Genomic DNA, 19,435 nt, shown 5'->3' with positions numbered 1-19,435 from the left:
GGAGATTATTTTCCTTTGTTGAGTTTGCAATCCAAACACTGTTGAGCGTGCGGCACAGCTTCGAGTCGTTCTTTCTCAATAAGTTTTCCGCAGACATTGCATTTGCCATAGACGCCTGCATCAATTCTCTTCAATGCTTCTTCGAGATAGTTGAGAAATTTTCCTTCGCGTGCGGCAAACAAAAATGTTTTTTCCCGTTCCATCGTATCGGTTCCCTGTTCCATGTGCGTGGAGTATGTCGGGTTTTCGCTCGTGTATTCGCCCGTCATCGAGTCCATCATGGTATCGCGAAGCGTTTCCAGTTCCTCGAAAATTTCTTTCTTCTTCTCGTTAATGATTCCGCGAAAAAATTCGAGGTCACGCTTTCCGTAGCCTTTAGAGTTATGCGAGACCTTTTTTACGGGCGCAGCAATTTCGATTTTTACTTCTTTCTTTGGCGCTGTTTTTTTGACAACTTTCTTTTTTACCGGCTTTGATGCCTTCGGCTTTGCTTTGGGTTTTGCTGTTGTCTTTTTTGCAGCGGATTTTTTTGTTGCCATGTTCGTTCCTCGTTGAAAAAATTGTAATGATTAATTTGTAACTCGTTGAATTCCAACCGAGCAACGTTCTCCGTTGATTTCATCCTCAACCGAGAAGTCGCCTTGCTGGAAATTATTATTCAATTCTATTGCAAGCGTTTCGTTCATAATGTACTTATCGAATGTACGTAACGCTTTTGTTAAAGATTCTGTTCCGCTGAAATAAATTTTGATTCTGTCCATCACTTCAAAATCGGCATCCTTGCGCATGTTCTGCACGCGGTTCACAAACTCACGGGCAAATCCTTCTTCGATGAGTTCAGGCGTAAGTTCAGTATCAAGCGCAACGGTTATTGTTCCGTCTGACTCGACCAACCAACCTTTGATGTCTTCGTGAATGATTTCAACATCTTCAAGAGCGATGACAACATCACTCCCGTTCAACGGCATGGTCAAACTTCCGTTTGTTTGTAGTTGTTTGATATCAGCCGGAGTAAAGTTCCGAATTGCATTTGCGACCGGTTGAACGCCTTTGCCATGTTTCGGTCCGAGCGATTTGAAATTCGGCTTCACTTTCTTCGAGACAATTTCTGAATCATCATGAACATAATCAATTTTTTTGACATTGATTTCTTCCAGAATTATTGCTTCCATCATCTCGATTTCGTGACGCTTTTTCTCTTCAGCAATCGGAAGAATGATTCGTTTGAGGGGTAAACGAACTTTGAGATTTGCCTTGTTTCGGATAGCACGGACGAGTGAAACGATTGTTTCGGTTTTCTGCATTCGTGATTCAAGTTCTGCATCAATCACCGATTCATCCGGCGTCGGCATCTCTGCAAGATGAACCGATTCAAACGGTTCACGTTTCGATTCGCTGTTCAAGTTACGATACAATTCATCGGCAATGAACGGAGAGAAGGGCGCAATCAATGTCGAAATTGTCAGCAAGCACTCATACAATGTTTGATAAGCGGACGCTTTATCTTTCGCCGCAAGGTTCGCATCGGCCGGTAACGCTTTCGACCAGAACCGTCGGCGGTTGCGTCGCACATACCAGTTTGATAGTTGGTCAATCGTGAAATCGCTGACGGCGCGCGCGGCTTTTGTCACGTCGTATGTTTCCATTGCCGCAATATAATCTTTGATGAGCGAATTCATCACGGAAATTATCCATCTGTCAATCTCCGGTCGTTCTTGTACTTTGATGCCGGGACCATCGAACGTGAAACCATCAATATTCGCGTACATACTGAAGAAGGAATACGTGTTCAACAACGTGCTGAAGAATTTTCTTTGCGTATCGCCCATTCCTTCTTCATTGAACAACGTTGGTCGCCAGGGCGGACTGTTGGTAACAAGATACCAGCGCGTTGTATCCGCGCCGTACTTGTCAATAATCATGAACGGGTCAACCGTGTTCTTCAACGACTTGGACATTTTCTTTCCGTCTTTGTCAAGAATCAAATCGTTGACAAGAAGATTTTTGTACGCAGGTCTGTCAAACAAAAATGTGCTGATGGAGTGAAGTGAATAAAACCAACCGCGTGTTTGGTCAATTCCTTCGCAGATAAAATCAGCCGGATGTTGTTCGCCGGAGTCAATCAACTCTTTGTTCTCGAACGGATAATGCCACTGTGCAAACGGCATCGCACCCGAATCGTACCAGACATCAATCAGTTCTGGAGTTCGCTTCATCGTTCCGCCGCAAGAACAGTTCCATGTGATTTCATCAACGAAAGGTTTGTGTAAATCGAGTTTTCTGTTTTCAGTTTCCAGTTTCCTGTTTTCAGTTTCCTGTTTATTATCTGAAACCTGAAACCTCAAACCTGAAACCTCCTGAAGTTCAGAAACGCTACCGACACAATGTTGCTTTCCACAATCGGAACAAATCCAGATAGGAAGCGGTGTTCCCCATAAACGGTCGCGGGAGAGAGACCAGTCTTTGTTTTCTGCAAGCCAGTTTCCAAAACGTCCTTCGCCGACTTCGGGCGGGTACCAATTGATTGTCTTGTTCAACTCCACCATGCGCTGTGCATATTTTGTGGTGGCGATGTACCACGATTCACGTGCATAATACAAAAGCGGAGTTTTACATCTCCAGCAATGTGGGTAACTGTGCGTGATAGTCTCTTTCTTATAAAGAATATGACGCTCTTTGAGATTGCGGATGATGTCCGCGTCGGCATCTTTCACAAACTTTCCTGCAAAGTCGGTTACCTCGGGATTGAACTCACCGCTTTTGTTGACCGGATGGATTGTCGGAAGTCCGTATTTGCGACCTGTTTGATAATCATCTTCGCCGTATGCAGGGGCCATGTGGACGATACCGGAACCATCTTCCGTTGTTACAAAGTCTGCTTCAACTACACAAAATGCTTGAGGTCCAGAAATCTGAAATATATGCGGATTTTTATTTCGATTTAGTTCATCTGTATCGACTAAATCATAATCTAAGATATTGAAGTTAAATAGATAAGTAATAATTGTTGACTTAGGTTTCAACTTTAACCAGAGTACAAAAGGCATGAGTACAAGTTCATTACTTACTCTTGCAATAACGAGGGTTCTGTCATTGTGTTTTCTTTTTGCCTTTTTTGAAGAACGTACATATGCTTTTTTAATGGGTTCTTGAATATTTAGATTTTGATTAAGAAGTTTATACCCCCTTCCAGTATTGACAGATAAATAATATTCACGTTTATTAAAACGATATTTCAAATTAACCTTTGAGGAAAATATAGGAAAATATGTTTTCCCGACTAGTTCGTTCCCTTTGTATCTTTTAATAATTATGAACTCTCCATCAAGCACTTCAAGTCGAGTTTCTGCAAGAATTAAATATTCGCCTTTATGTTCTACCTTAACATAATCGACATTGGGATGGACAGCGAGTGCAACATTGGAGATGAGTGTCCAAGGTGTCGTTGTCCACACAAGAAAATAGGTGTTCTCCTCGCCTTTAACTTTCATCTTTACATACACGCTTGGGTCTTTGACATCTTCATAACCGAGCGAAACTTCATGAGAGGAGAGAGGCGTTTCGCAGCGGGGACAGTATGGCTGAACTTTGTAGCCCTTGTAAATCAATCCCTTGTCGAAATATTGTTTCAGCGACCACCAGATTGATTCGATATAATTATTTTCGAACGTGACGTACGGGTCATTCAAGTTTACCCAATAGCCCATTCGTTGTGTCATTTGTTCCCAATCGGTTTTGTATTTCCAGACCGATTTTCTGCACTCCTCATTGAACTTTGCAACGCCAAACTTTACAATTTCTTCTTTGTGTTTGAAGCCGAGCGATTTCTCCACTTCGATTTCAACCGGCAGACCGTGCGTATCCCATCCCGCTTTGCGATGAACCTGATACCCGCGCATCGTCTTGTAACGACACACCAAATCCTTTAGGGTTCGTGCCATAACATGATGAATTCCGGGACGACCGTTCGCCGTCGGCGGACCTTCATAAAATGTGAATCCGGATTTCCCTTCACGTGAGGAAATACTTTTTTCAAAAATCTTCTGTTCGTTCCAGAACTTGAGAACTTCCTGCTCAAGTTGAGAGTAATTTATTTTATCTGTGAGTTGTTTGAACATTTATTATAGTGATAAAAATTCTTCAATTGTGAGTCCGGCTTGTTTGATGATAACTAATAATGTTCCTTTTGGAATATCCTTCTTAAAATGAATCGGAAGAGTAACCATTCGCTTTTCATCATACTTAACTAAACGTAAATGCGAGCCTCGTTGACGGCTCTCAATAAATCCTGCTTTCTTTAATTTCTTTAAAACTTCCTGGCAAGTAAACGACGGCAGTTTTCTACTCATTAAGCAATCGCGGCGTTGACATTTGTAACAAGTTCAACACGATGAGTGAGTTCAGATGACTTAATCCAGCCCAACTCAAGAAGTCCTTCGAGATGAAGTTCTATTGCTTCACGTGCCATCGTTCTTGCTTCTTCAATTGTTTCACCGAAACTGACACAGCCCGGTAATGCAGGAACGGTAACGGTAAAGCCGCCTTCAGGTTCTTCTTCTAATACGATTGTAAAATTCAGTTCATTTACTTTTTTCTTTTTGGTCATTTCATTGATAGATAAATATGCAGAAAAATGAAATCACTTCAATCTCTTTACCACTTCCTTCATTATCCTCGTCAACTTCGGTTCTGCGTTGTTTGCTACTTCGATAATTTCATCAAGCAACGCGGGCTTAAGAGAATCGGGGAAACACTCATCGGTGATAATGGAGAAGCCAAGTACGTTCATTCCCATGTGTGCTGCGACGATAACTTCCGGAACGGTTGACATTCCAACCACATCTGCACCAAGGTTTCGGAGAAAACGATACTCTGCTCGTGTTTCAAGATTCGGTCCCGGCACGGCGACGAACACACCTTTTTGCACAGGAAGTTTTGCATCAAGTGCGACTTGCTGTGCAAGTTCAATCAATTTTTTCGTGTATGGTTCGGACATGTCGGGGAAGCGGGGCCCAAGCGAATCATTATTCGGACCAATCAATGGATTATCACCAAGCAAATTGATGTGGTCGGTGATGAGCATGATGTCGCCGCGCTTGAAGAGAGGATTCATTCCACCGGCGGCGTTGGATATCAACAATGTCTTCACACCAAGTCCCGCCTTCATTACGCGAACAGGAAAAGTCACTTGTTGCATCGTGTAACCTTCGTAGAAATGAAAACGCCCTTGCATCGCGACAACTTTTTTTCCACTTAGCGTACCGAAAATCAACCTGCCGTGATGCGACTCAACAGTGGAAACGGGGAAGTGCGGAATGTTATCATACTCAAGAACACATTCCTGTTTGATTTCTTTCACCAAACCGCCCAAGCCTGTACCGAGAATGATTCCGACTTCCGGCTTCATTTTCGTCTGCTTACGAATATAATTGACTGCTTCGTTGATTTGTTCTCTGAGTTTGCTCATAATGATTTATTGATAATGTCGCTTTCCAAAAATCGCTGTGCCGATGCGAACGAACGTTGCGCCTTCTTCAATGGCGATGTGAAAATCGTTTGTCATTCCCATTGAAAGATGAGGGAGTCGGATTCCGTTTCGTTCCACATCGTTCCGAAGACTTCGCATTAACTGAAATGTCGGACGTGAGTCTTCCGGGTCATCAGGAAACTTCCCGATGGTCATCAATCCAACAACATTGAGATTCTTCAATTGCTGTACATCTTTTACTAAACTCACTGTTTGTTCCGGTTGCACACCAAACTTCGTTTCTTCTTCGGACGTGTTCACTTCGACGAGTATGTCGAGCGTTCTGTTATACTTGCCGGATTGTTGCGACAATTCTTCTGCTAACTTCATTGAATCAACCGAGTGGACGCAATGAATCCAAGGGATAATAAACTTCACTTTGTTTCTCTGTAAATGACCGATGAAATGCCAGCGAAATTGTTCGGCAAAGAGTTCCTGTTGTTTGCGTTGCAACTCCTGTACGTAGTTCTCACCGATGTCAGAGATTCCAGCCGAGATTGCTTCACGGATAAGTTCAGAGCCAAATGTTTTCGAGACTGCAATCAGTGTAATTTCTTTTGAATCCCTGCCAATTCGTGAACATACCTCGCTGATTTGCCGGCGGATATTTTTTACATTCTCAGCGACCATGCAGATTTAAGGTGCAAATATAGTTCATTTAGAAGGAATATAAAAATGATTTTTCATCTTCATCTTGATGAAAAATCTACAGAAAATCAGTGAAGCAAACTAATTAAAAAGGATTAAAACCACCGGAAGAACCAGTACTTCTCGTAGAGAAGTTTTCTCCAATGATATAACATTCTCGGTTTGTGAAGTGAAACACTCGGTGCAGGTCGGTCGAAGAAATTTCCTTTGATGTACCCAGCAGTGCCGTTCCCTGCTTCGAGGAAACAAAATCCATGACCATCAAAACTTTTCGGGCTACCGCTTGATGCAATTTCAAATGCGATATTGTTCGCGACGACATCGGCTTCGCGAGCCGCAAAGACACCGGCTTTGGGAAGCAACAATCCGTTTGCAAGAGGAATCGTGGTAATATCTCCGACGGAAAAAACGTTTGGATATTTGGTTCGCAAAGTTACCGGGTCAACGGCAACCCAGCCGTTCGGCGCAGTGATGCCCGATTCACGAATAATTGGCGGAGGTTGGTAGGGGGGAACGACAGTATAAATATCCGGTGTAATCGTACTTCCATTATTAAAAATGATTTCATTCCGTCCCCCTTGAATATCGGAAATGGTATGATTCGGGTAGAACGAAATGCCCCGCTTCTTCAAAATTTCTAGCAAGGCTTCTCCCATTCCTTTTCCTGCAGAAGAAAGGGGAGTTTCTTCAGGAGAATAAATCTCGATTTGAATATTTTTTCTGCCGAGATTTTTATAATAATAATCTAACAGTAGCGCAGCCTCGTATGGAGCGGGGGGACATTTGTATGGAAGTCCCGAAATGATGATAGCAATTTTCCCATTCATCAAAGCTTTTATTTTAGGTTGAAGATGGATTGCTCCTTCCAGCGTGTAGAATGTCGGCGTTGCCATCGAAAGTCCCGGAACCTGATGGTACGCAGGTTCTGCGCCAAGCGCAATCACAAGGTAATCGTACCAGATGATTTCTTTATTTGTTTGGATGACATTCTGAGTCAGATGCATCGCATGCACCAATCCGTTATGGAATCGAATATTATACCGTTTGAGCGAAGAAAGGGGCTTCCTGATTTCATCAGGTTTTCGCCAATCTAACATTGCCCACAGGTAAGAGGCAGGGAAATGATGAAAGGAAGATTTATCAATGAGGATAATTTTATGTTTTCTGCCGAGCAATGTGCGTAATTGACGCGCTGCGACAAGCCCTCCAATTCCTCCGCCTAAGACTGCGATTGTTTTTTCTGCCATTGTTTCGGTTTTGGGAAATGAATATAAGAAATCGGCGGAGAAAAACGAATAACAGAAAATAAAAATATTGTTTGATTATTAACGCCGAGTTTCGTATTCTTGTGCCAACATTTTTTTCTATGAACAATTAACCAAAGGAACGATATGGCGCTTAAAGAAAAATTCGAAGGTGATGTTGCAATATTAACACTCAAAGGCGATCTAATCGGCGACCCGGAAACAACTGAATTAAAAGATAAAGTTGCGGGCCTGATTGCTGATGGCATTTTAAAAATTGTAATGGACCTGGGAAAAGTAAAATATGTAAATAGCACAGGACTTGGTTCACTTATTTCCGCGCTTGGAAAAGTACGCGATGCAGGAGGAAAACTTTTGCTTGCCCGCATCGGAGATAACGTGCAAAACCTTTTTGTGATTACTCAGTTAGTAAAAGTTTTCGACACGTACGAAACAGTTGACCGCGCACTCGCTGTTTTCAAAACGAAGAAAAAATAACTTATGTGGGAGGTGAACGTGTTTACAGTTTGATAGAAAAAAACTTGGGGGCTGTCTCATAAGTCTGATTATGATGTAGCCGCAGACTTTATGTCCGCGTTATTGATGTGGAAACGCAACCATGAAGGTTGCGCCTACGGTGAAATCTAACTTGTGAGACAGCCCCCAAGCAGTCTAATCCGTATTTACCCTAACCAATCTACGGAGTTATCCAATACGCGAGTTTTATTAAAAAGACATCTTCGTGGTCCGGATTTGTTATCAAATCGCCAAAATCTTTTCCGAATTCAAAGTTGCCTCTGTTTTCAAATCTCGAACCAATTCGTGTCCACACGAAGAAGAGTGTTGAACCGGGCAAGTATTCCCATCGTAGAACTGCATTTCCGCGCAATGATTTGAAATTAAAATCTGGCTTTCTTTTCTGACCATTATCTAAAATGAGGAAAGATGAGGCACTGCCATTTCCGTCTGGGTCAACAACATAGGTATTCACTGAGTCAACAAAAGCAATGGTAGAACCGTTATCAACACCATATTCATTGAAAGTGAACGTGCGCGGTTCTTTCAGTTCTTTGAAGTTATTATATGCACCGGCAGATACTAACGGTTGCAAGAATAACTGAAGCGAAAGTTTTGGTGTGAATGTCCAATCCATTCGGATATTACCCGAAAATTCATGTTGGTCAATATGTGCGAAGACATAACGGTTGCCAAACGTTTTGTCTGCCCAACCGTCAGCGACGGTTTGGACATATTGTGCTACAGCAGTATTCCGCATGTAACTTGGGGCGAATGAAATACTCATGTTTGAACTTGGTTTCACTTCTATCTCAGGACTGAACGAATAGTTGTAGGCGCCCGATTCTGAACGCCCGCCATCGAAACTTAAAAATCCGACAATCTTTTCACGTGAGTCCGTTCCAACACCAAACCATGCACCGAATCTATCGGTCGTTTTCATTAACGGTCCGCCGCGTGTGATGCGATTATCAAGAATTCCTTTATTGAAATAGATATCGCCGTTCAATGTCCAGTAATTCAGGAGTTGTGCGTTAAAGAAGAAGAAATATCCTTCTCCAAACTTATTCCCTTCAAAATCGAAATTCCGGAAGGTTGCAACCTGAAATCCTTTTCTTCTGAACATATCATCCGGTTCGTACCATTGATAGCCAGTGGATATATGCCAGTTGATTTGATCGGTTCTAAATAAAAATCCCAGATCATTCGTCTCAAATCCCGGGCTGATAATTCCTAGCGCAGTATTGAAACGGACATTTCCTTGTTGCTTGTTGATGGCGATACGAGTTGCGTATCCTGAAAGTTGGGTTGCATTACTATCAACTTCGAGATGCTCTGCATCAGGACGTTGATAATAGTGAGTAGGAGATTGTTGTAAAGCAAGGATACGGTCACGGGAACCTTCAACACGTGTTACCGCTCCCCATCCGGTCAAAACCCAGGTTTTACCGGAATCTAAATTTGTCCAACCATCAACTCCCAGCGCATAAGCGCTTTTATTGAATGATGGCTTCAGATAGGATTCATTCAAATCTCTTCTCGTTCCTGTAGCGATGAATCCGATTGCTTGGTTTCCCTGATTGAATTCATTCAAACCTCGAACCACAGAATAGCCTGCGAGTGGTTCAACTACGTCATCGTATTGATTTCCAGCGCCATCATCAATTTTAGAATATTCCCGTTCAGTGAGTGCAACTAACCCACCGAGTGCAAAATTATCACTCAATTTTCCGGTGATTTTTCCTGCGCCCAAAATTGTCGTGTTTGCCGGACGGTCAACATAACCGCTGTGCTGTTCCGAACCTGATGGAGAGCGACCAATTCTTCTGCTATAAAAGAAATCGGGACTGCCCCAGTTGAATCCCATGTTATTGTTTGCGCCGCCGTAACCAAAATTAAAAAAGTCTGAGCCTTCTATGAAAAACGGGCGCTTCTCCTGAAAGAACGATTCGAACTGAGTAAGGTTCACAACTGCCGGGTCAACTTCGACCTGACCGAAATCGGGATTGAGCGTCGCGTTGAGCGTGAGGTTGCTTCCGAGCCCGAGTTTCAAATCGGCGCCAAGGTTGCCTTTGAACATAACAGCTTTGTTGAACGGGTCGCCGTCAGAAAACTGATTTGTTAATTTCATACTGGAAACTGTGTAGGGGAGAAATTCCATACGCGTCGGTGGGTTGATGTTTTTTATGCCGTTCATAGTCGCAAAGCGAGAGACCCAGCCGCTTTCACCTTTCGGAACCATCACAAAAAATGATTCTTCCTTTTTTCGCTCGATGGACCTGCCAAAGTTCACACCCCAAACATATTCATCTTGCTTGGGAAACCTGAGTTGTGAATAAGGAATTTTCATTTCGACTGTCCATCCCTTTTCATCAATGCTTGTTGCCGCATCCCAGACTCCATCCCACGAGTTATCATCCCATGAATCGTTGTACAACGTTCCGTCTGTTATCGAGCCACTCGGGTAGACACCAAAATAAAAACCTGTTCGCTTGTCGTTATATGAATCAATCGCGAAATAAAACCAATCGCAGTTCATATTTGCATCGCGGCGTCCTATGCGGGAGACGATGGAATCAGGTTTGTCATGCAATCGCGCAGCAATGTACAATGAGGCATCATCATAGGCGACCCATACTTCTGTTTTTTCGCTCGCTGCCTGTCCCTGATTCGGGTCTTTTTGAGTGAAATTTGTAATGCCTGCCCGTTGCCATTCCGGCTCATCAAGTTTGCCGTCGAGAACGATGGAGTTTGTAAGACGAAGCGCTTCCAACGCGGGACGCTTGATAGAGGTATCAACACTGCTCGGTTCATCGCTTTCGTTTGCCCATGATGCGGGGACGAAGAGGAGCAGGAAAATAAAGAAGATTGACGATTGACGATGTAAAGATTGAATCATTTGGTACTCTGAAATATTAACAGTCAAATACAACCATTAGACGGAATTGAAAAGAAAAAGGTTACAGGTTGTCCGAACTTTTTCTAACCTGCATTAAGACAGTGGGAAGGGAGGAAAGGTTGACGAGGGAGGATGGAAAGGATGATGATTGAACTCATTGATATGTCCAGGACCATTTCCGTGATTTTTGGTTACTCTTATTATGTAGACAAAGAAACCAAGTGAATAAGAACACGCTCTAATTACAGTTTGTATCTTGCTCAATCGCTTTGTATTTTAATGCAGCCAAAATGATGAATTTAGAAGAAATCAAAAAGAAGTTGGTGGAAGAACTACCGAATTTAAGAGTGTCTTATTCTGTGGAGAGAATAGGAATCTTTGGTTCGTACACTCGCAACGAACAAGATGACGAAAGTGATGTTGATGTGCTGGTCGAATTTTCCAAGCCAGTAGGCTTTTTTCATTTTCTACATCTGGAAAATTACCTCACATCTTCGCTTGGTATTAGGGTTGATTTGGTAACGAAGGATGCTCTTAAACCTGCAATGCGAGAAGAGATAATTAATGCTCTCATTACAGTATGAAAAGAAAACCACTTATGTTTCTTGAGGATATTGTCTCCTCAATAACGAAAATTGAGAAATACATAAACGGAATGTCTTATGCAGATTTCAAAGATGATGATAAAACGATTGATGGCGTAGTAAGAAATTTAGAAATCATAGGTGAGGCTGCAAAGAATATTCCTGAAGAAATTAAGGACGGATATCCTGAAATTCCATGGAGTGAAATGATTGCCATGCGAAATAAAGTTACACATGAGTATTTTGGTGTAGATACTCAGATAATTTGGGAAACAATCCAGAAGGATTTACCTGAAGTTGGCTTGCGAATACAAATGGTCTTGGCATCATTCAAATCTTAAAACACAGAATGTACAAAGTAAAACTCCAAACATTCGAGGGTCCGCTCGACCTGCTTCTCTTTTTCATCAAACGGGATGAGTTGGATATCTATGATATTCCCATCGCGAGAATCACCAGAGAATTTTTGGAGTATCTGCATTTATTGCAAGAGTTGGATTTGGAAATTGCAGGCGATTTCATCGTCATGGCGGCGGAATTGATGCAAATTAAAGTGCGGATGTTACTTCCGCGAGATGAGGGAGTCGAAGAAGAAGAAGACCCGCGTGCAGAACTCGTCCGGCGATTGTTGGAATACAAACGCTTCAAAGAGGCGAGTCTTGCAATGCAGGGATTGGAATTTGAGCAAAGCAGGTATTTCTATCGTCAGGGATTTCATGCCGACCCGAAATTGATTTCCATCGAAGACCAGGAAGCAAGCCTGAAAGATATTACAATGTTCAATCTCATCGCCGCGTTCAGGAAAGTGCTTGATAGAATTCCGAAAAAATTGTATCACGATGTCGAGATGATGAACGTAACGATAGATGAACAGATGAGTTACATCGCCGATGTGTTCAGGATGCGGGATGAAATCGGGTTCATTGAGTTAGTTGAGCATATGACGGAGAAAATTCGTATCATAGTCACGATTATTGCAATGTTGGAGATGGTCAAGCAGAGATTTATCGGGCTGAAGCCATCGGAACATGAAGACGATTTTATTGTGTATAAAATAAAGGAAGAACAACCTGTTGGAACAGCCGATTCCACCTTCTGAAAATAAACGACAAATCATAGAAGCGCTTATCTTCGCTTCGGACGAGCCGCTGACGGTGAAGCAACTTCAAACAATCATGGGTTCGACTGAGTACACCGGAATGCGGTTTCGCATCAGGGAAGAAGAAATGCTCTCGATTATTCAGAGCATCAACGAAGAGTACGCGCAATCGAATCGTCCGTTCCGTATTATTCACATTGCGGGCGGATACCAATGTGCAACACAACCGGAGTTTGCCGATTGGCTTGGTCGGATGATAAAAGAAAAGTCGAAGCGGAAACTTTCGCAGTCGGTGCTTGAATCGCTTTCTGTGATTGCGTACAAACAACCGGTGACAAAATCCGAACTCGAAGCGATTCGCGGCGTCAATGCAGATTATGCAATTCACAAATTGCTCGAACGAGGATTGATTACGATTGTCGGTCGTGCGGCAACTCCCGGTCGTCCATTGCTGTACGGAACAACGAACGATTTCCTCAAACATTTCGGCATCAACGATTTGGCGGATTTACCCAAGCCGCGCGAGATAGATGAAATTCTTGCCGAACAATCGAGTGAAATGGAACGGGAAATCTTGAAACGAATGGGGAAAACTCCAGAAGAAATTGAAGAGCAACTTGGAAGTACGGTTGTGAGTGAAACAGGTGAACTGAAAGAGATTTCGCCGGAAGAAAGTTTCCCGCCGCCTGCGAACGGAGATGAAAGTGTTATCAGTTAATCGTTATCGGTTATAGGTACAAGATTAAAGTTCAAAGTGAAAAGTTAAAGTTATTTTTTAGAACCACAAGAAAAGAGCAAGAAATGAAAACCCGAAACGAATTTAAAATGCCCAAAGGCTTAGTACGACTGAATAAATTCATCGCAGATGCCGGAGTCTGTTCCCGTCGGAAAGCGGATGAGTTAATCTCCGAAGGGAAAGTAAAAATCAATGGAACGGTTGTAACTGAACTTGGGACGAAAGTCCAGACCGAACGTGACAAAGTGTTTGTGAACGGGAAACAAGTGGTGAACCTCGATAAACTTGTGTACATCGCTTTTCACAAACCGAAGGATTGTATCACAACAGCGAGCGATGAACGGGGCAGACCGACAGTAATGGATTATGTGAAAGTTCGCGAACGAATCTTTCCTATCGGTCGGCTCGATAGAAACACGACAGGGATTCTCTTGCTTACGAACGATGGAGAACTTGCCCACAAACTCATGCACCCGCGGCATGAAATTAAAAAAGCATACAAAGCGACGCTTGATAAAGTGTTGACCAAAGATGATGCAAAAAAACTTGAACAGGGAGTTCGGCTTTCTGATGGAAAAACTTCACCCGCTGAAGTTTATACCATCGGTGCCGGAAAGGGGAAAGTTATCGGTATCATCATCCATGAAGGACGAAATCGTCAGGTTCATAGAATGTTTGAATCGTTCGGGTACGAAGTCGAAAAACTCGACCGCGTTGCGTATGCGGATATTACGTACGAAGGTCTTTCAAAAGGGGAATGGAGGCATCTGACAAAACCGGAAGTAAAGAAGTTAATGGATGTGGCGGGGTTGACCGCGTAGTCAATTTCATTTGTTTGGGAATTCTTCCTTGAAGAATGTGTTGATGTGTGAATACACTTCATCCGGATTATCGTACCACATAAATAATCGTGTGTCGTGACCAGTCTGAACATGAATCAAATTATTGCCTGATTCTTTTGCTTGCATCCAAGGGTGTTGATGAAAATATTTCAAATACTGTAGGGTAGTTCCAAAAACCTCAATGAAAATGTTTAACCGCAAAGCACACAAAGAATACGCAAAGTGGCGCAAAGAAAAATAGTGTTTTAGGAACTACCCTGTAGTGAATTCAACTTCTATCCACAACAATCAAAGTAAGGTCGTCATCCAATGATTCATCCGCTCGTTTTCCGGACCATGCAGCAAGATGTTTCAGTAACATTTCAGTGAATTGTTCTGCCGGAACATTTTCATGGGATTGAATAAACCTTGTAAAGGAATCATCTCCGAAAAAAGAACCGGATTCATTTGTTGTTTCAATAATGCCATCGGTATATAAAATAATTCTGTCACCCGATTCAAGGTTCATGTTCGTATTTGAATACGTTGCATCCGGGAAGGGACCGATGAGCGGACCGTTTTCACACAATTCAACCATTCGTTGTTCTGATTTTCTCCAGATGAGAAGCGGCGGATGTCCAGCTCCTGCATAACGCAATGTTCCATTCTCTGCATCAATAAAAACACATCCCGCTGTAATAAACTTACTCTCTAACTTGTCACAAAGAATTGTATTCATTGCTTTCATAACTTCAGCAGGGTTGGACATGTTCTGAGTTTGTGATGCAAAAGCAACTTTAATCATTGAAGCAATGAGAGCGGCTCCAACGCCATGCCCTGACACATCCGCAACAAGAACGCAAATCTGTTTTTTACCAAGATGAACAATATCATAAAAGTCACCGGCAACTGCTGTCATTGGAATGTAACGTGCAGAAATTTCAACGCCATCAATGTCAGGCATTCGTGTCGGGAGAATCGAGAATTGTATTTGCCGTGCGGTTTCCATCTCCTGCCGGACGGAGAGAAGTTGTTTCTCGTTGTTGAAGAAGCGATACGCAACGGCATATCCAAGAGAGATGAGGAAGAGTAAAAAGCCAATTGCTTCTTCACCCCAATCCCAGGGCAGAAGATTTAATGCAACGAGATTATCATTGACAGCGAATAGTCCAAACATGATAAATCCAATCAACACGACACGCGTTTCCCTCGTCTTCTGTATGCCCGACCATGAGGCGTTTTTGAATATTACGAAAGCCCAAAGGATAACTAAAATATTGTTAAGGCGCTCTAATGACAAGGGCGTTGTTCGGATCGCATCAGATACAATTCCGGCAAAGGCAAACAAGGTAGCCGCCCGAAAAACCCAAAGTCCTGAGTTTCTCCAACCCTTGCCAAAAAGCTGAGATAAAAATCCTGAAAGAGGAATAGGAATGAGGTAGGTACAGAATGCATTGAGATACAGCAATCCCGCCGGCGGTTCTAAGGAAACGTATTGGCTCAGTTGTGTTTCTATAAGCAGTCGTAATCCATAGAGTAAGGAAGTTGCACCGAACGCCGTCAGTGAAATATCTTTCTGCTTCAATCGGAAGAGTGAAAGCACAAGTACAGCGAATCCCACACCGGAGACTATCACTCCCAGTACGGTGTTCCATAAATATGGTTGTGCGAAGATGTTTTGCATTATCGGAAGTTAGTATTCATCCGGCTAAATATAATGTTTTACTTTCACCCAAACATCTTTCAAAAGTACTTTTGGTGTTTTACAAATTTCATGATTCGTTTTTTTAGATTTTACTATGTGTTGTTTGTTGTTACCTTATTTTCTATTGTAACCTATTGCCAATCCTGACTTTGTATTTATGTTGCAGTGTCGAACTTGACTTCACGATAAAAGATGTTATTAAAAGTGAAAAACGTTTCGGGATTTTGATGGCGGGGTTTATTTGCACTAAACTTCATTAGACGCACAGAGATTGATTTAGCACTTCACTGTCATAGAAGCACTTAACCACCGCTTTTGCAAAACGGCTATTAGCAGTAGTTTTTCTCATACTCTTCTAATAAGTCGTTACATTCCCGATGCCATAAAGCGGCGACTCCGTCTAAATATTCTATTGAATTAATAAAATCTTGTCTGGCTTCTTTAATACCATTTAAATAGCAAAGAAAATAGTAGTTCGCTAACCCTTCTCCAAACTCCCAATCTATGATGTCCATTTTCTCATTTGATTTTATTCTATTCTCAAATTTCTTTGCTTTTTCATAAAGCCTTTCAACATCTTCAATTGGAAATTGAGGTGGTGTGAAAATAAATTGCTTGTTAATACTATAAGTTCCATTGTCTTTGAAGATTATTGAGTTGGAATGAGTTGCGTAGTTGTCAAAATTATTACCAAAGCCTAATCGTTGAAATTCAATAATATTGATGAGTTCATTTGTGATATTCATTTTTACTTCTTGAATTGCTGAAAAAAAGAGTCGAGTGCCTTCATTTACAATTTGAATGTCAACTTCACTCAAGTAGTCATCATTTGTCGAATAGCCTGCCCAACAAACAACAAACTGGTCTTTAAATACGATGTATGTTGGGTTATATGCTTTGTCCCAAAGATTATAAAAATCGAAAACATTATCTAACAGGTCTTTGATGTTTATTTGTGAGAATTTGTATGTCTTCTCAACAATTTCTTTGTTCTCTTTGACTTTGTTAATTTCTCCGTTTGTCGGTTCTGATTTACTACCAATTCTGTGATAGATAGTATTCGCTTCAATTGTCGATATTTTTTTAAGAAAGGAAGTTGTCTTAGAATTGTTTCTAATTGTCAATAAGCCAACGGACTTGTCCTTTTTGAGATTAGGAAAAGAAACATTCTCATACTTAATTAAAGGGGGATTTTTTAAAATTGAATTTACCAAATTTTGAATATCTGCATCATCAATGAACTCTGCCCCAACGATTTCATTGTCATTTGATATTCCAACAATAAGGAAGGAGTCATTTTCTGGATTTGAATTACTAAGTGCACAAATGTGTTTAAGAAATTTTGCTTTGCCCTTTTCTGTTTTCAAGTCAACTGAATCCTTCTTATCGAAAAAAGTGCACTCATCGTTGTGAGAAATTATATTCTTTATAAGCTGTCTCTTATTAACCATTGTAGGTTCTTGTCGTCATTTAAAAATTACTGCTAACGGTCAGTTATTTGCATTGTCAAACTGTTTTAATGATTGAAGCTAACTCGTCAGCACTTCGGCTGTCCGTTTTTCTGACTATCTCCAATTCTTTAAGAGCATTTTCTTTGTCTCCTATTTCAGCGTATGTCTTACACATTATGTAATGTGCTTTTAGGTAGTCAGGTCTTAAACTGATTGCTTGTTTGAATACCTCAATAGCTTTGTGTTTGTCACCTTTGTCTATGTATGCGTTACCCAAATTGAAATATGTTTCGGGTTTATTCGGAGTTAGTTTACTTGCTTCTTCGTAAGCAGAAATTTCATTGTCGTGCTGTCCTAATTTTCCGTAAGCAAGTGCAAGGTTAAAATAGGCTTCTGCTGAAGATGGCTTCTTGTTTATTTCGTCTTTCAAAGCAGCGACAGCTTTTTTATAATCACCGTCCAGAAAAAACTTTCGTCCAGGATTACTTATGCCGATATACCAAAATGAAAAGTAGATGGAAGAAAAAATCCAAAGAACTTTAAGCGGAGTTGTCACGCTTAGTAGTCCTAAAATAAAAGAAACTGGAAGCATCCAAAGCAGATGAAATGATGAAAGCGGAATAACAAAAACTAAAATTATGGAAGCTGTCATTAGAAATCCTTGAAGTTCCATTGCTTTCTCAGTCGCTTGTTCATACGTCGCTTTGTGTCTAATGTTGATGCACCAACCCAGTGTGATTATAATGCTTAGTCCTAAAATGATGTATCCGATGATTTCCATTGTTTATTTGTTTTGCTTGTATTAATCTCGTCTGATTGATGTCGGCTGTGTCGTCACGCGTTGCCTATAACGTTTTGGAGATTTGCGATGGGCGGCTTTTCAGCACAAATGTTGATGCGGAGAGCTGAACTTTCGGCTACCACATAACTTTCTGTGGAGCGCGAAACCCCGCTTATTGCAAATGTGCTGTTAGCTGTAGCTATTCTTTTCAATGTATGCATCCTAAATAAATGTCGCCAAATTTTGTTCTTGCAATGTCAGTCAAATTCTTGTCACAAAGGTCTGAAATGTAAAGTCCATAAGGTTCAACTTTTAAAGTCGCATCGGCAATTGGGTCGTCAGTGTAAAGTTTAGTAACTTCATTGAAAAATGTGTAGCGAATAGTCGCCCACATTTCAAATCCAAGTTCAATGTCCAAGTCTGGGTCGTAACCAGAGTTGTCGCCCGCCTTAACCATTTTTGTAACTAAACCCAATGCGTCTTTAAGTTGTATTGAGGAGATATGAGCCGCAAGGTCTGCAAGTTGAATACCTTTTATTTCAATTGAGTTTTGTTCTAAATGAAACTTACAGTCAGTAAAATTTATTGTAGATATAAATTGTTCTGCTTTGTCTTTGGATGTAAACATTCCTTGGTCAAAATAAATACTGACAGGCTTTTTAATTTTTTCATTGCTGTCAATAAACTGCTTAACAGCTTTTATACATTCAAAGCCAAGTTGTTTTCTACTTGTACTTGGAATCACTACAATGCCAAGTTTGCAACTGTCGCTAAACAGTCCCTTTAGGTGTTCACGAATTTTGGCTTTTTCGTGTTCTTTTGAATAGTTCGCACTGCTCTTATACTCAAAACTATCTGGGTCAAACCCATTGGATTTTATTATTTCAATGATTTTTTCTTCTATGTCAATGTTCGTATAAACACAAGCACCGATAATAAAACCAGCCTCATCGTGAACACTATCATCTATGTAGAATTGTCCCATATAATTACAGCTAACATTCAAATAAACGCTAAACACATCTCATAAAGTAGCGCAAACCCAGCACAAATAGTGCAGTTATACGCCTGTTTAAGTTGTAGTGAATAACAGAAGTTCATCATGCATGACTTAAGCATTCGTTTGTCCGGCGCATTTTGTGTCTAACCATATTATTGTTCAGTTTTATTTCCCGCAAATATACTTCATTCATTTTTTCAATCAAACAAAACTGACATAGTTCTACTTAGAAAAATTTATGTTCTCGTTCGCACGCTCCTCAAACTGTGGTAAAACTCTGCCTTTCAGAAATATGTTCGATTCACCTCTTCCTTGAAGAGTTAAATACACCCCTTGAAATTCAACAAAATACTGTGAGATCCAGAAACTGATTAGTTCAGAATCCTCATATTGCACAAAAGTAAGTGAATATAGGGCATAAGTT

19 protein-coding genes and 1 pseudogene are annotated in these 19,435 nt (G+C 41.3%); 6 read left to right on the top strand and 14 right to left on the bottom strand.

The window, feature by feature from the left end; translation table 11 throughout:
* Positions 1–5 precede the first annotated feature (5 nt).
* The 8 genes and pseudogenes from HY960_11390 to HY960_11355 form a co-directional block, all read right to left on the bottom strand.
* Positions 6–539, bottom strand: a complete 534-nt coding sequence (locus HY960_11390; protein MBI5216346.1) for a TraR/DksA C4-type zinc finger protein — start codon at positions 537–539, stop codon at positions 6–8.
* Between the two features lie 30 nt (positions 540–569).
* Positions 570–3,047: an isoleucine--tRNA ligase gene (locus HY960_11385; protein MBI5216345.1), complete on the bottom strand. Its 2,478-nt coding sequence runs from the start codon at positions 3,045–3,047 to the stop codon at positions 570–572.
* Positions 3,048–3,275: 228 nt separating this feature from the next.
* Positions 3,276–4,118: pseudogene (locus HY960_11380) on the bottom strand (class I tRNA ligase family protein).
* A gap of 3 nt (positions 4,119–4,121) precedes the next feature.
* Entirely contained in the window at positions 4,122–4,349 is a 228-nt protein-coding gene (locus HY960_11375) for a type II toxin-antitoxin system HicA family toxin (protein MBI5216344.1), read from the bottom strand.
* Positions 4,349–4,606, bottom strand: a complete 258-nt coding sequence (locus tag HY960_11370; protein MBI5216343.1) for a type II toxin-antitoxin system HicB family antitoxin — start codon at positions 4,604–4,606, stop codon at positions 4,349–4,351. Before HY960_11370 ends, HY960_11375 begins: the two co-directional genes overlap by 1 nt.
* 33 nt (positions 4,607–4,639) lie before the next feature.
* The gene (locus HY960_11365; protein MBI5216342.1) at positions 4,640–5,467 is read right to left on the bottom strand and encodes a purine-nucleoside phosphorylase; all 828 of its coding nucleotides are present in this window, start codon (positions 5,465–5,467) and stop codon (positions 4,640–4,642) included.
* 6 nt (positions 5,468–5,473) lie between these two features.
* Positions 5,474–6,157: a YggS family pyridoxal phosphate-dependent enzyme gene (locus tag HY960_11360; protein ID MBI5216341.1), complete on the bottom strand. Its 684-nt coding sequence runs from the start codon at positions 6,155–6,157 to the stop codon at positions 5,474–5,476.
* A 113-nt stretch (positions 6,158–6,270) separates the two neighbouring features.
* On the bottom strand, positions 6,271–7,422 hold the full coding sequence (locus HY960_11355) for an NAD(P)/FAD-dependent oxidoreductase (protein MBI5216340.1): 1,152 nt from the start codon (positions 7,420–7,422) through the stop codon (positions 6,271–6,273).
* 144 nt (positions 7,423–7,566) lie between these two features.
* Between HY960_11355 and HY960_11350 the strand changes: the two genes are divergently transcribed.
* Positions 7,567–7,917 carry an STAS domain-containing protein gene (locus tag HY960_11350; protein MBI5216339.1) on the top strand — a complete coding sequence of 117 codons (351 nt, stop codon included), beginning with the start codon at positions 7,567–7,569 and terminating at the stop codon, positions 7,915–7,917.
* A gap of 199 nt (positions 7,918–8,116) precedes the next feature.
* Here the strand turns inward: HY960_11350 and HY960_11345 are convergent, their stop codons facing one another.
* Positions 8,117–10,834, bottom strand: a complete 2,718-nt coding sequence (locus HY960_11345; protein MBI5216338.1) for a carbohydrate binding family 9 domain-containing protein — start codon at positions 10,832–10,834, stop codon at positions 8,117–8,119.
* Between the two features lie 293 nt (positions 10,835–11,127).
* On the opposite strand from HY960_11345, the gene HY960_11340 reads away from it, so the two are divergent.
* From HY960_11340 to HY960_11320, 5 genes are all read left to right on the top strand, one after another.
* Positions 11,128–11,418 carry a nucleotidyltransferase family protein gene (locus tag HY960_11340; protein ID MBI5216337.1) on the top strand — a complete coding sequence of 97 codons (291 nt, stop codon included), beginning with the start codon at positions 11,128–11,130 and terminating at the stop codon, positions 11,416–11,418.
* The gene (locus HY960_11335) at positions 11,415–11,759 is read left to right on the top strand and encodes a DUF86 domain-containing protein (GenBank protein ID MBI5216336.1); all 345 of its coding nucleotides are present in this window, start codon (positions 11,415–11,417) and stop codon (positions 11,757–11,759) included. Before HY960_11340 ends, HY960_11335 begins: the two co-directional genes overlap by 4 nt.
* Positions 11,760–11,767: 8 nt before the next feature.
* Entirely contained in the window at positions 11,768–12,517 is a 750-nt protein-coding gene (locus HY960_11330) for a segregation/condensation protein A (protein MBI5216335.1), read from the top strand.
* Positions 12,504–13,235, top strand: a complete 732-nt coding sequence (scpB, locus tag HY960_11325; protein ID MBI5216334.1) for an SMC-Scp complex subunit ScpB — start codon at positions 12,504–12,506, stop codon at positions 13,233–13,235. Before HY960_11330 ends, scpB begins: the two co-directional genes overlap by 14 nt.
* Before the next feature lie 107 nt (positions 13,236–13,342).
* On the top strand, positions 13,343–14,074 hold the full coding sequence (locus HY960_11320; protein MBI5216333.1) for an rRNA pseudouridine synthase: 732 nt from the start codon (positions 13,343–13,345) through the stop codon (positions 14,072–14,074).
* A gap of 6 nt (positions 14,075–14,080) precedes the next feature.
* On the opposite strand, the gene HY960_11315 is transcribed toward HY960_11320, so the two are convergent.
* From HY960_11315 to HY960_11295, 5 genes are all read right to left on the bottom strand, one after another.
* Positions 14,081–14,221: a hypothetical protein gene (locus tag HY960_11315; protein ID MBI5216332.1), complete on the bottom strand. Its 141-nt coding sequence runs from the start codon at positions 14,219–14,221 to the stop codon at positions 14,081–14,083.
* A gap of 142 nt (positions 14,222–14,363) precedes the next feature.
* Positions 14,364–15,758, bottom strand: a complete 1,395-nt coding sequence (locus HY960_11310) for a SpoIIE family protein phosphatase (protein ID MBI5216331.1) — start codon at positions 15,756–15,758, stop codon at positions 14,364–14,366.
* A 350-nt stretch (positions 15,759–16,108) separates the two neighbouring features.
* Positions 16,109–17,146 carry an ATP-binding protein gene (locus HY960_11305; protein MBI5216330.1) on the bottom strand — a complete coding sequence of 346 codons (1,038 nt, stop codon included), beginning with the start codon at positions 17,144–17,146 and terminating at the stop codon, positions 16,109–16,111.
* A gap of 139 nt (positions 17,147–17,285) precedes the next feature.
* Complete coding sequence (locus HY960_11300; GenBank protein ID MBI5216329.1) at positions 17,286–18,011, bottom strand: tetratricopeptide repeat protein; 726 nt, start codon at positions 18,009–18,011, stop codon at positions 17,286–17,288.
* A gap of 208 nt (positions 18,012–18,219) precedes the next feature.
* Positions 18,220–18,996, bottom strand: a complete 777-nt coding sequence (locus HY960_11295; protein ID MBI5216328.1) for a DUF3800 domain-containing protein — start codon at positions 18,994–18,996, stop codon at positions 18,220–18,222.
* Positions 18,997–19,435 lie beyond the last annotated feature (439 nt).

This window comes from Ignavibacteriota bacterium (assembly GCA_016212665.1).
Taxonomy (GTDB): domain Bacteria; phylum Bacteroidota; class Ignavibacteria; order UBA10030; family SZUA-254; genus FW602-bin19.
The sequence above is the reverse complement of the archived record's forward strand: the minus strand, read 5'-3'. Positions and strand labels throughout refer to the sequence as shown.